14 protein-coding genes are annotated in these 13,805 nt (G+C 69.5%); 5 read left to right on the plus strand and 9 right to left on the minus strand.

The genetic code is table 11. The annotated features are described in order from the left end of the window. Positions 1-252: 252 nt before the first annotated feature. Positions 253-1,527 (minus strand): glycosyltransferase family 87 protein, encoded by a 1,275-nt coding sequence (locus AB0J78_RS26760; protein ID WP_363793632.1) that lies wholly within the window; start codon positions 1,525-1,527, stop codon positions 253-255. Positions 1,528-1,682: 155 nt separating this feature from the next. Continuing rightward, positions 1,683-2,168 (minus strand): MarR family transcriptional regulator, encoded by a 486-nt coding sequence (locus tag AB0J78_RS26765; RefSeq protein WP_363793634.1) that lies wholly within the window; start codon positions 2,166-2,168, stop codon positions 1,683-1,685. A gap of 44 nt (positions 2,169-2,212) precedes the next feature. Between AB0J78_RS26765 and AB0J78_RS26770 the strand changes: the two genes are divergently transcribed. Continuing rightward, positions 2,213-3,754, plus strand: coding sequence for an FUSC family protein (locus tag AB0J78_RS26770; RefSeq protein ID WP_363793636.1), 1,542 nt, complete (start codon positions 2,213-2,215; stop codon positions 3,752-3,754). 23 nt (positions 3,755-3,777) lie between these two features. On the opposite strand, the gene AB0J78_RS26775 is transcribed toward AB0J78_RS26770, so the two are convergent. Both AB0J78_RS26775 and AB0J78_RS26780 read right to left on the minus strand, forming a co-directional pair. Next, on the minus strand, positions 3,778-4,497 hold the full coding sequence (locus AB0J78_RS26775) for an ABC transporter ATP-binding protein (RefSeq protein ID WP_363793638.1): 720 nt from the start codon (positions 4,495-4,497) through the stop codon (positions 3,778-3,780). Next, positions 4,470-5,315 carry an ABC transporter permease gene (locus tag AB0J78_RS26780; RefSeq protein WP_363793640.1) on the minus strand — a complete coding sequence of 282 codons (846 nt, stop codon included), beginning with the start codon at positions 5,313-5,315 and terminating at the stop codon, positions 4,470-4,472. Before AB0J78_RS26780 ends, AB0J78_RS26775 begins: the two co-directional genes overlap by 28 nt. A 271-nt stretch (positions 5,316-5,586) precedes the next feature. Here AB0J78_RS26780 and AB0J78_RS26785 point away from each other — a divergent pair, with 271 nt between their 5' ends. Next, a complete protein-coding gene (locus AB0J78_RS26785; RefSeq protein WP_363793642.1) occupies positions 5,587-6,222 on the plus strand; it encodes a 4'-phosphopantetheinyl transferase superfamily protein in 636 nt (211 codons plus the stop codon). A gap of 155 nt (positions 6,223-6,377) precedes the next feature. Beyond that, positions 6,378-6,854, plus strand: coding sequence for a MarR family transcriptional regulator (locus AB0J78_RS26790; RefSeq protein ID WP_363793644.1), 477 nt, complete (start codon positions 6,378-6,380; stop codon positions 6,852-6,854). An 86-nt stretch (positions 6,855-6,940) separates the two neighbouring features. Here the strand turns inward: AB0J78_RS26790 and AB0J78_RS26795 are convergent, their stop codons facing one another. Continuing rightward, complete coding sequence (locus AB0J78_RS26795; RefSeq protein ID WP_363793646.1) at positions 6,941-8,467, minus strand: 3-hydroxyacyl-CoA dehydrogenase; 1,527 nt, start codon at positions 8,465-8,467, stop codon at positions 6,941-6,943. Between the two features lie 194 nt (positions 8,468-8,661). Here AB0J78_RS26795 and AB0J78_RS26800 point away from each other — a divergent pair, with 194 nt between their 5' ends. Then, positions 8,662-9,870: an acetyl-CoA C-acetyltransferase gene (locus AB0J78_RS26800; RefSeq protein WP_363793648.1), complete on the plus strand. Its 1,209-nt coding sequence runs from the start codon at positions 8,662-8,664 to the stop codon at positions 9,868-9,870. Positions 9,871-9,968: 98 nt separating this feature from the next. Further along, positions 9,969-10,436: a PPOX class F420-dependent oxidoreductase gene (locus AB0J78_RS26805; RefSeq protein WP_363793881.1), complete on the plus strand. Its 468-nt coding sequence runs from the start codon at positions 9,969-9,971 to the stop codon at positions 10,434-10,436. Positions 10,437-10,477: 41 nt separating this feature from the next. On the opposite strand, the gene AB0J78_RS26810 is transcribed toward AB0J78_RS26805, so the two are convergent. From AB0J78_RS26810 to AB0J78_RS26825, 4 genes are all read right to left on the minus strand, one after another. Then, the gene (locus AB0J78_RS26810; RefSeq protein WP_363793650.1) at positions 10,478-11,155 is read right to left on the minus strand and encodes a DUF998 domain-containing protein; all 678 of its coding nucleotides are present in this window, start codon (positions 11,153-11,155) and stop codon (positions 10,478-10,480) included. A gap of 65 nt (positions 11,156-11,220) precedes the next feature. Continuing rightward, positions 11,221-12,390, minus strand: coding sequence for a hypothetical protein (locus tag AB0J78_RS26815; protein ID WP_363793652.1), 1,170 nt, complete (start codon positions 12,388-12,390; stop codon positions 11,221-11,223). Beyond that, a complete protein-coding gene (locus AB0J78_RS26820; protein ID WP_363793654.1) occupies positions 12,360-13,127 on the minus strand; it encodes a hypothetical protein in 768 nt (255 codons plus the stop codon). The genes AB0J78_RS26815 and AB0J78_RS26820 overlap by 31 nt, the downstream gene beginning before the upstream one ends. Next, positions 13,124-13,402, minus strand: coding sequence for a helix-turn-helix transcriptional regulator (locus tag AB0J78_RS26825; protein WP_363793656.1), 279 nt, complete (start codon positions 13,400-13,402; stop codon positions 13,124-13,126). Before AB0J78_RS26825 ends, AB0J78_RS26820 begins: the two co-directional genes overlap by 4 nt. Between the last annotated feature and the right edge of the window lie 403 nt (positions 13,403-13,805).

Genomic DNA, 13,805 nt, shown 5'->3' on the forward strand with positions numbered 1-13,805 from the left:
CGTGACAACTCTCAGACTGTGAGACGTCATTGTCGCAAAGGCCGGAGCCCGAGGAATTGTGCACCACACATCTGTCCTAAGGCGACAGCTGGGGTCCATCAGTGGCGTTGTTCACGATCTTCTTGCGCGGTACCGAATGTAGCCCGAATCGCAGCTCACGCCATTCGGATTCGGTTCAGACCCGCACATTTCCGTAATTGTTGGTACACCGTCCGCAGTCGAAGGCGCAATCGCCCGAATGCGAACGCGTTTTCAGACACCGGCCGGCTCCGGCATCGGAAAGGGCCGCGGAGCGGCACTGACCTGCTCACGGCGTGCGTAGCGCACCAGCAGGACGACGAGAACAAGGCCCAGCGCCGTGTAGGGGTTCCCGAACAGGTGCGCCACCACGTCCCACGGCGGGCCGGGGGGCATCCAGTTGAACGCCGCCGCCAGCAGCGTGACCAGCGTCCACGCGGCCATCGCCAACCAGGCGAAGCTGCGACGACGCACGGCGAAGGCGAGCAGCACCAGCAGGCCGGGAGCGCTCCACACCCAGTGGTCGGACCACGACGTGGGTGAGATCAACAGCGCCAGGAGCGCGTTCGCCGACACCGCGAGCACCGGTTCCACCCGGCGGATGGCGAACGCCACCGCGATCGTGGTGGCGACCGACAGCACCAGCCACAGCCCGCTCTGGGCGACGGGCGGAAGTTCCATGCGGACCAACGCGCCCATGATGGACTGGTTGGTGTGGAACGCCGAGCCGCTCACCCCGTGCGCGGGCCCCTTGCCGAACCAGTACTCCACGGCAGCGGAGAAGTTCAGCGCGAAACCGGACAGAGTTGCCAGTGCCGCGGTGAGCACGGCGACGACCGCGGCTCGGTAATCCTTGCGGAAGACCAGGAACAGCAGGAACGCGGCCGGGGTCAGCTTGATGGCCGCGGCCACGCCGATGAGCAACCCGCGCGGCCAGCGCGGTGATTCGGCGAGGCAGTCGGCCATGACCAGGCCCATCAGCAGGATGTTGATCTGCCCGAGCCCGAAGGACGAGTAGACCGGTTCCAGGAACAGCGTCCAGGGCAGCAGCACCGCGGCCACCGCCAGCGCCCCGCGCTTGCCCACGGCGGGCCACAGATGCCGCGTCACCAGGTACAACGTGCCGCCGATGGCGGTCAGGTCCAGCAGGTAGAGCGCGATGAGACCGGCGCTGAAGGGCAGCAGCGCCAGCGGTGCCAGCGGTGCCAATGCGAACGGCGGGTACACCCACGGCAGGACGCGGCCGATGCTCACCGTCGGCGCGGTGTTCATGATGTCGCCGCCGGCAAGCCAGGTGTGCACCGCCCAGCGGTAGACCTGGTAGTCGATGGCCGACTCCTCGCCGATCCCGGCGCGAGGGGTGAGCAGCAGCAGCCCGAGCGATGCCAGCACGATCGGTATGGACATCAGCGTGATCGCGCGCGAGTTCGCCACGACGAAGGCGCGCAGGCGGCCGGGCAGACCGCCGAGGTCCAGATCAGGAACGGAGCCGATCCGTACCGTGGCCAACCTGTGTCCTCTCGTCCGAGCGGCACCGGTCGTGGTGCGTGATCGTCCGATCACAGCGAGTTCGCCGAGCCGCGGGAATTCCCCGGTGAAGCCGGAAAACCTTAACCCACCGGACAAGCGGTCCGGCATTCGCCTCGCCGGGCACGATCGGATGTTCAGCTGACCAAGTCCATCGGCTCCAGGACCTTCGCCAGCAGTTCACCCAGCCGGGCCCGCTCGGCCTCGCTGAGCGGCTCCAGCAGCGCTCGCTCGCGCTCCAGCTGAGCCGGGAAGACCCGGTCCATGATCTCCCGCCCTCGGTCGGTGAGCCGCACGTCGACCTCGCGCCGGTCGCGGGCGGACGTGCTGCGGGTGATCAGGCCCTCCTCCTCGAGCCGCGCGAGCCGCTTGGTCGTGGCGGCACCCGACGACAGCATCTCCTTGGTGAGCTGGCTGGGACGCAGGCCACCGCCTGCCCGGCGCAGGGCGCTGAGCACCTCAAGTTCCGTCCGGGACAGCCGCAGGTCGTCGAGGACCGCGTCGTGCCGCTGGTCGGTCAGCGCCGCGAGCCTGCGCACCCGCCCGATGACCTCGATCGGAGAGAGGTCCAGGTCCGGGTACCGCTCGCGCCATTGATCGCGGATCCGTCCGACGACGTCCAACGTCACACTCCTTCACCAGTAAAACACCTTGTAATATTTTACTAGTGAACGGTTCTTTGCTCCAGACCTTGCGCACCCGAGACGCCCTGCGAATCACGTCGATCTTCGGCGGAGTGCTGGTACCCGCTCTGCGAGTCGGCGTCTCCTACGCCGTGCCGATCAGCGCGTTGCTGGCGGCAGGACGGCTGGACCTCGCACCGTTCGCGGCGCTGGGCGCCTTCACCTCGCTGTACTGCCGGGTCGACCCCTACCCGCGCCGGGCGTGGCTGCTGCCGGTGGTGGCCGTGGGGCTGACCGCGAGCGTGGCCGCCGGGGCGGTGACATCGGCGTTCGACGCCGGTGGCGTGGTCAAGGTCCTGGTCCTGACCCTGGTGGCGACTCTGGCCAAGCTGCTGGCCGACGTGGTGCGGCTGGGTCCGCCCGCAGGGCTGATGTTCGTCTTCGCCGCGGGTGCCGCCGCCTACTCGCCTCAGACCTGGAGCGGTGTCACCGAGATCGTCGCGATCACCGGAGCCTCAGCGGCGCTGTCCTACGCGCTCAGCATGCTGGGTGGTGCGCTGCACCCGACGGGCCCGCACCGGTTGGCGACCGCGCGGGCGCTGCTGGCGGTCGCCGACCACCTGGAGGCACCGAACGCCGCCGCCCGCCGCCGGGCCCACACCTCCGTGCACCACGCGCTCATCGGACTGCCCGCCGGTGAGCGCAGAACGACGGTGCTGCTGCGCGGACATCTCGCGCACGCGCTGCACCTGCTGCACCACCCGGCCGACGCGGCCGCGGAACTGCGCACCACCGCCAAGCGGATGCGTCGCGGTCGCGTTCCGGCACCGGCCCAGGAGCGGCCGCTGCCCCGGCCGGTGGTCGTCGAACGCGCCGGACTCGCCGAGTTCCGCACCAACGCGCTGCGGATGGCGGTGGCCTCGCTGGTCACCGGGCTGCTGGCCTCGACCTTCCAGCTCGACCACGCCTACTGGGCGGTGGTCTCGGTCAGCTCCGTGCTCCAGTCGCACAACACCGCGACGACCTGGCAGCGCGCGGTGCAGCGCACCGCGGGCACCGTCGCCGGGTCGCTGCTGGCGCTGGGCATCTTCGCGGCCGATCCCACGCCGGCGGCGATCCTGGTGGTGATCGTGGTCTGCCAGATCGCCGCAGAGCTGGTGGTGATGGCCAACTACGGCCTCGGGCTGACCTTCGCCACCCCGCTGGCGCTGTGCCTGGCAGCGCTGAGCCAACCGGCCGACCGCATGCAACTCGTCGCCGAGCGGGTCGGCATGACCGTGTTCGGCGCGCTGCTGGGCGTCGGGGTCTGCCTGGTGCTGACCAACAACCGCGCGCGCACCCGATTGCGCGAGGCGATGCGGGGCTGCCGCCGGGCCGCTCAGGACTTGCAGCACTCTCCCGCCGATCCGCAGGCGCGCGAACACCTGCTGCGCGCGGTCTTCGCGCTGCGCGACGCGCATCAGGTCGCGGCGGGCGAGCCGCTGCACCCGCACCACGGCGACCAGGAGGTCCTCGACACCGAGCACGAGGCCTACCGGCTGCTTGCCGCCACTGCGGCTCCGGCCGGGCGGCCCCTGCCCGGCTGATCACCCCCACCTCATGCCATCGATCATTCGACGCCGAGGCGGGCGAGCAGCTCCGCGCGCAGCGCGACGAACTCCGGGTCGCCGACCTCGCGCGGGCGCGGCAGGTTCAGGACCTTGTCGTAGCCGATGCGGCCCTCGTGCATGACCAGCACGCGGTCGGCGAGCAGCAGCGCCTCCTCGACGTCGTGGGTGACCAGCAGGATCGCGCAACCGTGCCGCTGCCACAGCTCCCCGACCAGCCGCTGCGCCTTGAGCCGGGTCAGCGCGTCCAGCGCCGAGAACGGTTCGTCGAGCAGCAGCAGGTCCGGTTCGCGGACCAGGGCGCGGGCCAGGGACGTCCGCTGTGCCTCGCCGCCGGAGAGGACCTTCGGCCACACGTCCACCCTGTGGCCGAGGCCGACCTCTTCCAGCGCTGCGACGGCGCACTGCTTGTCCGGCCGGCCGGGCAGGCCGAGAACGACGTTGTGCCACACGCGCTTCCAGGGCATCAACCGAGGCGACTGGAACGCGACGGCACGGCGTTCGGCGACCTCGACGTCCCCGGTGACCTCCTGGTCCAGGTCAGTGAGGATGCGCAGCAGGGTCGACTTGCCGCAGCCGCTGGGACCCAGCAGCGCGACGAACTGACCGGGCTCGATGTCCAGGTCCAACTCGCTCAGGACGGTGCGATCTCCGAAGCTGCGCGAAAGACCCCGGACGGCAGCCGGTTTCGTGGTCACTTCCCGCTGAAGGCCGGTCGCCATGCCAGCACCATCCTTTCCAGTCCGCGAACGATGAAGTCGGCGACGAGGCCGAGCAGGGCGTAGAGCACGAGGCAGACCACGATCACGTCGGTCTGGAAGAACTCGCGCGCGGTGTTCATCTCGTAGCCGATTCCGGCGGAGGCGTTGATGGTCTCGCCGAAGACCAGTGCCAGCCAGGCAGATCCGAGCGCGTAGCGCAGGCCGACCAGGGCGTTGGGCATCGCTGCGGGCAGGATCACGTGGCGCACCTGCGCGAACTGGCCCAGCCCCAGCGTCTTGGCGGCCTCGACCAGTCCGGCGTCGACGTTGCGGATGCCGCCGTAGATGTTCATGTACAGCGGGAAGGTCACCGCCAGCGCGATCAGCACGATCTTGGGTTCTTCGCCGATGCCGAACCAGATGATCAGCAGCGGGATCAGCCCGATGACCGGGACGGTGCGCAGCATCTGCATCGGCGCGTCGATCAGGTCCTCGCCGCGCCGGAAGAGCCCGGACAGCGTGGCCAGCAGGGTCGCGGCCACCACGCCGATGACGAGGCCCGCGCCGACGCGCTGCAGCGACACCGCGATGGCCTCCTGCAGTCGTCCTTCGGCGAACAGGTCCACGCCGGTCGCCAGCACGGTGGCCGGCGAGGCCAGCGTGTCGTCGCTGAGCACTCCGGTGGCGCTGAGCGCCTGCCACAGCGCCACCAGCGCGATGGGGCTGATGAGCTTGAAAGTCCAACGGGGGATGCGGGATTCGCGTCGGGCGGTGCGGGTGCGCACCTGGGTGATGGCTATCTGCTCGGCCGTGCGCACGGGTGTCAGGTGTGTGGTCATGAGAGCTCCACGGGCGTGGGCGGACATGCGGAAGCGACCACCGGAGAAAGTCAGCACGGTGGTGCGGGACGAGAGGAGGAGAGCAGCGTCAGGCGCGACACAGCGCCGAGGACACGCGGGAGAAGTCCACGTAGCCCCGGATCGTCAGTGGCACCGACGGGATCATGACCATGACGCTAGACCGCGCGTCGTCGGCTGTAAACGGGACTCCACGTAGTGGGACGTCGCACCGTCTGCCCAGGTCAGATACCAGATGAGCTAGGTTGTCGGGGTGATCGAGGAGCTCTTGCCCGCTGTGGTGGCCACCGCCGAGACCTTCGACGACCCACCCGAGGCGACGCTGTTCGACGCCGAAGCGGTGGAGATCGAGAAGGCTGTCGCGAAGCGACGCCGCGAGTTCACCAGCGGCCGCTGGTGCGCGCATCGGGCGATGCGCGCGTTGGGCGTTCAGCCGGTGCCACTGCTGCGCGGCGAGCGCGGAGCACCGCAGTGGCCCTCGGAGGTGGTCGGCAGCATCACGCACTGCGCCGGCTTTCGCGGCGCGGCGGTGGCCCGGCGCCGGCAACTGCGTTCGGTGGGAATCGATGCCGAGCAGCACGAACCGCTTCCCGACGGCGTGCTCGACGTGGTCTCGCGGCCCGAGGAGCGCGAGCACATCGCAGAGCTCAGCGCCCGCGACCCGGACATCCGCTGGGACCGGATCCTGTTCAGCTGCAAGGAATCGGTCTACAAGACCTGGTACCCGGTGACCGGTGAGTGGCTCGGTTTCGAGGACGCGGAGCTGGAGTTCGGAGCGGGCAGCTTCACGGCCCGGTTGCGCAAGAGCTCCGGTGGGCTGACGGGTTTCAGCGGACGCTGGCTGGTCCGCGACGGACTCGTCCTCTCCGCCATCGCGCTGGAGGAGTGACCGAAACGCGGCCCCGAACGGCGCGCGAAGCCGACCTTGCCATCTCTCTCGAACGAGAAACTCTTTCGCGAGATGCTTTAACGCAAGCGACTTTCCGGAAAGCGTCTTTCATGTAACATCGGGCTTCACGAACATGCAGTGAATGGAGCGTTGCGTTGAACGAGGCGATCGGTCCGGACAGCGCCGTCGACGACGACGAGATCGTCACCTGGTGGGGCCTGGTCATCGAGGGCTACCACGTCACGGCCGCCAAGCTGGCCACCGCGATCATGGACGGGTACGGCCTGCCGATGGCCTCCCTCGACATCCTCCTCCGGCTCGTGCGCTCCCCAGACAGCAGAATGCCGATGACCAAACTCGCCCGTGAGGCGGCGCTGAGCAGCGGCGGGTTCACCAAGGTCGCCGACCGGCTGGCGAAGGCCGACCTGATCCAGCGCGTGCCCAGCGAGACCGACCGCCGGGTCACCTACGCCGAGCTGACCGAACACGGCCTGGACGTCGCCAATCGCGCCCGCGAGACGGCGGCCCAGGTCCTGCGCGAGCACGTCCTCACCCCTCTGGGCCAGGACGACTCACGCGCCTTGGCCCAGGCCATGCGCACGCTGCGCGAGGCCAACACGCCCGAGGACTGAGCCTGTTCAAGTTCTGAGCGGTGTCGTGGCGAGGAGCCGCGGCGCACCTCAGAAGTGGCGCGGAGTCCACGAACCGCTCAACGCCCCTAGAGGACGTCGGCGACGGCGGTGCCGGTCTCGTCCAGCGCGAGGCCGAGGTCGGCGCGTTCGACCAGCCAGCGGCTGGGCCGGTAACGCGGATCGCCGGTGGCGGAGTGCAGCGCCCGCAGAATCGTCAGCACCCGGCGCGCTCCCACCTGCTGACCCCACTCCAGCGGGCCGCGCGGGTAGCCCAGCGCGAGCCGCACAGCGGTGTCGATGTCGCCGGGTGTGGCCAGCCGCTGTTCGGCGATGAAGCAGCTGGTGTTGACGATCGCCGCGAGCAGTCGCTGGGCGATCATCCCCGGGCCGTCGCGCACGATCGTCACCGCACGCCCGGTGGCGGCCAGCGCCGCCCAGGCCGCACGGGCCACGTCCGGGTCGGTGACTGGGTGCACGGTCAGCGTGCAGCGGGTGGCGTTGCTCAGCGGATCCACGCCGCAGACGCGTTCAGCGGGCAACCGCGCCGACAACGCCGCCGACGCCGCGCTGTGCCCGTGGGGCGTGACCAGCACGATCTCCGCCGAGGACGGTTCGTCACCGCGCTCGACCGGTACGCCCGCCTCGGCCAGCGATTCCAGCAGCGCGGTGTCGTCGGCCCACACCGTCGCGCCGGTGGCCTCCGGCGCGACGGCCTCGGGTCGTTCCTGCTTGACGCCGTCCTCGTAGCGGTAGAACCCTTCCCCCGTCTTGCGGCCGAGCAGTCCGGCCTCCAGCCGAGCGCGGGTGATCGGCGACGGGCGCAGCCTGGGGTCGCCGTAGTAGCCGGTGAAGATGCTCTCCATCGCCGGGTGCGTGACGTCCAGCCCGGTGAGGTCCATCAGCTCGAACGGCCCCATCTTCAGTCCGAGCACGTCCCGGGCGATGCGGTCGACGTCCTCCGGGGTCGCCAGGTCCTCGGCGAGGATCTGGAGCGCTTCGGTGACCAGACCGCGCCCGGCGTGGTTGACCAGGAAGCCCGGCGTGTCGGTAGCTCGCACCGGCGTGTGCCCCAGCCGGCGGACCAGTTCGGTCAGCGCCTCCGGAAGGTGGGCGGCGGTGCGCGCACCGGGGATGACCTCGACCAGGCGCATCAGCGGCACGGGGTTGAAGAAGTGCAGACCGGCGAGCCTGCTCGGGTCCTGCAGAGCGGTGGCGATCGAGGTCACCTGCAGCGAGCTGGTGTTGGTGGCGAAGGCGGTGTGCTGCGCGCAGACCCGTTCGAGCTCGGCGAACAGCTCGCGCTTGGTGTCGAGGTCCTCCCGGACGGCTTCGACGACCAGGTCGCAGTCGGTTGCGCTCAGCGGGTCGGCGATCGCGACGAGCCGGCTCGTCGCGGCCGCGGCGTCCTCGGCGCTCATCCGGCCTTTGCCCGCGAGCTTGTCGTACATCCGGCCGATCTCGGCCACCGCGGTCTCGACGACCTCCGGTCGGGCATCGGCGAGTTCGACGGTGATGCCGGCGGCCGCGCAGATCTGGGCGATGCCGCGCCCCATGACACCGGTGCCGATCACCCGCACGGTCTTCACGCGCTCCGCCCACTCGCCCGGCAGCATGGTCGACTCCTTCGTTGACGACACCGATTCCGGTCAGCTTCGCACGCCTCGCCGAGAGCGTCCAATACCGAATTCACACCCCGGTGAGACGCGTTGCGACATAATCGTCGCAGCTTACGATCCCCGCTGATGCTGTGCTACCAACGAAAGAACGACGTCCGAAACGGCGGCGTGCCAACGCGAAGGAGCAAGTGATGCGCGAAGCGGTGATCTGCGAGCCGCTGCGGACCCCGATCGGCCGGTTCGGCGGAGTCTTCAAGACGGTGTCGGCGGTGGAGCTGGCCGCCACCGCGATCAAGGGACTGCTGGAGCGCACCGGGCTTCCCGGCGAGGAGATCGACGAGGTCATCCTCGGCCACTGCTACCCCACCTCGGACGCGCCTGCGATCGGCCGGGTCGCCGCGCTCGACGCCGGGCTCCCGGTGGAGGTCGGCGGAACCCAGATCGACCGCCGCTGCGGATCGGGCCTGCAGGCCGTGGTCGACGCCGCGATGCAGGTGCAGACCGGGATCAGCGACGTGGTGCTGGCCGGTGGCGCCGAGAGCATGAGCAGCGCGCCGTTCTACACCACCGAGGCCCGGTGGGGCATTCGCGGCAGCGGACTGGAGCTGCACGACTCGCTGGCCCGGGGCCGCACGACGGCCGGTGGCAAGAACTACCCTGTTCCGGGCGGGATGCTGGAGACGGCCGAGAACCTGCGGCGCGAGTACGGCATCGCGCGGGAGGAGCAGGACGAGCTGGCGGTCCGCTCGCAGCAGCGCGCCGCCGAGGCCCAGCAGGCCGGGCGTTTCGACGACGAGCTGGTGCCGGTGCCGGTGCGTTCCCGCAAGGGCGAGGTCGTGGTCGACGTCGACGAGCACCCCCGGCCGGACACCACGCTGGAGCAGCTCGCCGGCCTCAAACCGGTGCTGGGCAAGAACGACCCGGACGCGACCGTGACCGCGGGCAACGCCAGCGGCCAGAACGACGCCGCTTCGATCTGCGTCGTCACCACTCCGGAGAAGGCCGCCGAGCTGGGGCTCCGCCCCCTGGTGAAGCTGGTGTCGTGGGCGCGGGCTGGCGTGCCGCCGAGGACCATGGGCATCGGTCCGGTGCCGGCGACGGCCAAGGCGTTGCAGCGCGCCGAGATCGGTCTGTCCGATGTGGACCTCATCGAGCTCAACGAAGCCTTCGCGGCGCAGGTGCTGGCCTGCACCCGCGAATGGGAGTTCAAGCCGGGCGACTTCGAGCGGCTCAACGTCAACGGTTCCGGCATCTCCCTGGGGCACCCGGTGGGCGCCACCGGTGGCCGGATCCTGGCGACGCTGTCGCGCGAGATGCAGCGCCGCGAGGCCCGCTACGGGCTCGAAACCATGTGCATCGGAGGTGGGCAGGGCCTGGCCGCCGTCTTCGAGCGGGTCTAGGACGCCGCTCAGCGGGCGACGCTCCACAGTGGAGGGCGAGCGGTCGTCGGTGGCGAGGACTAGGCTGGACGGCGTTCTCAGCGATCTGTTTCGAGGAGCTGTTCATGGCGATCGCCACCGCTGACAAGGTCGACCGCGAAGCGCTGCTGGAGTTCCTGCGGCCGCGGCACAAGGGCGTCCTGGTCACCACCCGAGCCGACGGACGGCCGCAGATGTCGCCGCTGACCTGCGGTGTGGACACCGAGGGACGGCTGGTCATCTCGACCTACCCGGAGCGGGCCAAGACGCGGAACCTGCGCCGCAACCCGCAGGCCTCGGTGTGCGTGGTCTCCGACGAGTGGAACGGCCCGTGGGTGCAGGTCGACGGCACCGCGGAGGTGCTGGACATGCCCGACGCGCTGGACGGCCTGGTCGAGTACTTCCGGTGCATCTCCGGGGAGCACCCGGACTGGGACGAGTACCGGGAGGCGATGGCCCGCCAGGACAAGTCGCTGATCCGGATCACCATCGACAGCTGGGGCCCGATCGCGACCGGGGGTTTCCCCGCTCGGCTCGCCCAGGACTGAAGCCGTTCCACCGACGCCCCGGTCCCGCACGGGCCGGGGCGTCAGTCCGTCCGGACCCGGACGTTGAAGGCCCGGGAGAAGCGAGCGCTGCGCAGGAACACCGAGAGCAGCAGCAACCACCCGAATCCGACGCACAGCGCGATGCGCTGGAAGAGCCCCGCGTAGGGCTCGAAGTCCGGAACCCGGGCGAATCCGAGCACGGCCAGCACGAATCCGGCCGCGCAGGCCACCGCTGTCGCGAAGCAGTAGGCGGACCACCAGGGGTGCTGGGTCGACCCGAACAGCCGGCCCTGCAACCAGCTCGCGACGGGCACTCCCAGGAACACGCCGATCGAGAAGAGCTGGTGGAGCACACCGGTCGCGGTGATCTCCCCCACCTCGCCCGGTGGGAAGCCGTTGACCGGGTCGGTGGTGAAGAAACCGGCACCGATGAGACCGACGCCGATCGCGATGATCAGCCCGGGAATCCACCAGTTGCCGCCTAATCGCAGCAGCACCGACCGCGCTCCGAACGCGAAGCTCGCGACGAGGACACCGCTGATGCAGAAGTTCACCGCCTGCGCCCAGCCGAGAGGACCGATGGCCAGCGAACTCACCGGGTGGCGGAGCGGGTCGTAGTCCGACCGCACCGAACCCAGCACCAGGAACACGGCCACGAACAGCACCGCGCCCGCGGTACCGCAGCGGAGCAGCGTCCGTTCATCCCGAGCCTGCAGCATGCGCGGCAGCCTAGCCGGTGACATCACCTCCAGAACCCACGGTCGTGACCAGCGTCGCCGCGTGCTCAGCGCCGTCCCAGCGCGCGCAGGGCCGCGCTCCCGCCGATGAGCAGCACCAGAGCGGCCAGCGCCCAGCGCCGCTTCTCCTGCGTGGTGTGCCCGGACTCGTCGGCGTCGGGGTCCTCGGACGCCGACGCGGGCGAGGCGGTTTCGGACGCTTCGGACGGCTCGGTCGGTTCCTCGACCGGTTCAGGCGGCGCGGGGCCGCGGGTGGGCGTGGGGGGCGCCGTCGGGGACGGTGCTGGAGCGCTCGGCGGCGGAGGCGCCGGCGGCGTCGTTGGTGGTGGTGGTGCTGTTGTTGTCGGTGGTGGTGTTGTCGGTGGCGTCGTTGGTGGTGATGTCGGTGGAGGGGGAGGCGGGGGCGGTGGTGCTGGTGGTGAGCGCAGGCACCCCGCGGCGTCGGAACTGGACATGTGCGGCACTTCGCCCAGCTTCTCCAGATTTCCGCCGCTGCCGATCCGGAACGTTTCGCCGCTGTGGTTGGCGGTGACGTAGAGCGCCCGGTCCTTCCCGATCACGACGGACCCGTAGCTGTCGGGCAACAGCTTCCGCAGCCACACCACCGGATCGACCACGCCGGTGCGATGATCGATCCGGACCACCGCCGGGATTCCCGAATAGGTCTGGGCGACTCCGTAGAGCAACCCGTCGGGACCGACGTCGAAGTCGTCGACCCCGAACGGACCGTGGTGCTCGTCCAGTTCGACCGAGGACAGCACGTGCCGGAACGTCGGGCTCTCAGGATCGACATCCACCACGTGCAGGTAGTCGTCTTCGAGGACGTACCAGCGGTTCCCCCGGATCGCCCCCGCCGTCGGGTGGTCCAGCGGGTTCCGCACGGTGTCGGCACGCCCCGCGATGACCGGTCCGAGGTCCAGCGGTGGATCGCTCGGCCGCAGCACGATCACGTGGCCGCCGTCGGAGAAACCCGAGGCGATGCCGTAGGCGTAGCCCTGCGCGGCCGAGTACCCGAGGGCGTTCATCCGGTACGGCAGCACACCGACCCGGGTGTCGGTGAAGTCGGGCAACACCACCCGGTGCAGCACCGACGTGCTGCCCCGGGTGCGGACCTGCAGCGCCTCGCACGCCGGAGCCGCTTCGGCGGGCGGGGCGACCACCGCCGCCAGCAGCGCGAGGGCACCGGCTAGCCCCGCCCGAGTCGTGCGAGCGCCCACTGGAACGCCTCCGGTTCGATCCGAGACCCGCCGCTGAACGGGTTCTGCAACTGGAAGATCGCGAACAGCAGCAGCGCCAACGCACCGGCCAAAGTGGACACCAGAACGATGTGCGGGAACAGCTTCGTGCCGCCGAAGAGGTTCGGCAGCAGCACGCACACCAGGCTGCCCACGATCAGCACGAACCACACGACCGCCACGACCCCTCGGTCGAACGCCCGGGTGAGTCGTTCGTGCCGCTCCGAGTAGACGTCGTTGAGCTTGTCCAGGGCCTCGGACTTGCGGTCTTCCTGGAACTCCCCGTCGGCCGGCGCGTTGACCACCACCGACCGGATCTGGTCCAACTGCTCCCAGCCCGGCCCACCGACCGGAGTTCCGCGCTGCATCTGCGGCCATTCGACGCCGACCACGCCGTCTAAGTAGGCCACGCTGTTGCTGCGCACCTCGGCCGCGGTCGGCGCCGGCAGCGATTCCACCGCCCAGGACACCGCCACGAGGTCTTGGGCCTCCTGGTAGGCGCCGTCCCTGGCGTCGGAGACCGCGTCGAACAGCGTCACCAGCACGAATGCCAGGACCACGGCCTGCAGGCCGCTGACGATGGTGAACACCTGCCCGGCAGCGTCGTTGTTGCTCGGTCGTCCCTCGTCCTGGCCGATCCTGCGCACCAGGTAGCCGATCAGTGCCGCACCCAGCGATGCGCCGAGCACCCAGAGGGTTCCGCTGACGATCAGGTTCATTCCGCCACCCCAGCGGTCGTTTCGCACACGACGTCGGGTTGCCGCTGTGCGGGCACCACCGGCACTTCGGGCTCCAGCAGATCACCCACCTCGCAGCCCAGCACGCGGCATATGATGTCGAGATCGTCCAGCTTCAGGCTGGCTGGAGTCTTCGACCACAGGCCGGACATCTTCCCGGCGGAGATCACCAGGCCGTGCTCGGCGAATCTCCGCTGCAGGTCGGTGGCCTTCCAGATACCGCGCTGCGCCGCGACCAACCGCAGGTTCCACTTCACGCGAAATCGCCTCCTGGAGAGAAGAGTCAACCGGTTCGCCGATTCTGATGGTCCGTCACCTATCTCGACCGAACCCGGGAAACACCCGGCAGAACCACATCCCGAACAATACGCCCAAGATCGCTGTGAATTGGATAACCCGATTCGTGGAATTCGAGTTCACACATCCATCGCCCGAGTGGAGCAATGCGGTCTCGAAACCTCCCGTTCCACCGCCCCGCTCATTGGGTCGCAAGGCTGATCGAACCCCGAAAACGACTAGTGGGACGGGAGTTGCCCACCACTCTGCGTGGCGCAATAGGACCATCAGGTGATCATGGCGACCCCCCGCGCTGACCACCGCGTATAGCTCCGTTCAGCACTTTCGAGTGACTGTACGGCCCAGTTGCTTGGTGCTAGCGTT

This window comes from Saccharopolyspora sp. NPDC049426 (assembly GCF_040676935.1).
Lineage (GTDB): Bacteria > Actinomycetota > Actinomycetes > Mycobacteriales > Pseudonocardiaceae > Saccharopolyspora.

Excerpts from the sequence above, each read along its gene's own strand:
- AB0J78_RS26800 (WP_363793648.1), top strand. The coding sequence starts at position 8,662 with ATGCGCGAAGCGGTGATCTGCGAGCCGCTGCGGACCCCGATCGGCCGG.
- AB0J78_RS26775 (WP_363793638.1), bottom strand. The coding sequence starts at position 4,497 with ATGGCGACCGGCCTTCAGCGGGAAGTGACCACGAAACCGGCTGCCGTC.
- AB0J78_RS26780 (WP_363793640.1), bottom strand. The coding sequence starts at position 5,315 with ATGACCACACACCTGACACCCGTGCGCACGGCCGAGCAGATAGCCATC.
- AB0J78_RS26795 (WP_363793646.1), bottom strand. The coding sequence starts at position 8,467 with ATGCTGCCGGGCGAGTGGGCGGAGCGCGTGAAGACCGTGCGGGTGATC.
- AB0J78_RS26820 (WP_363793654.1), bottom strand. The coding sequence starts at position 13,127 with ATGAACCTGATCGTCAGCGGAACCCTCTGGGTGCTCGGCGCATCGCTG.
- AB0J78_RS26810 (WP_363793650.1), bottom strand. The coding sequence starts at position 11,155 with ATGCTGCAGGCTCGGGATGAACGGACGCTGCTCCGCTGCGGTACCGCG.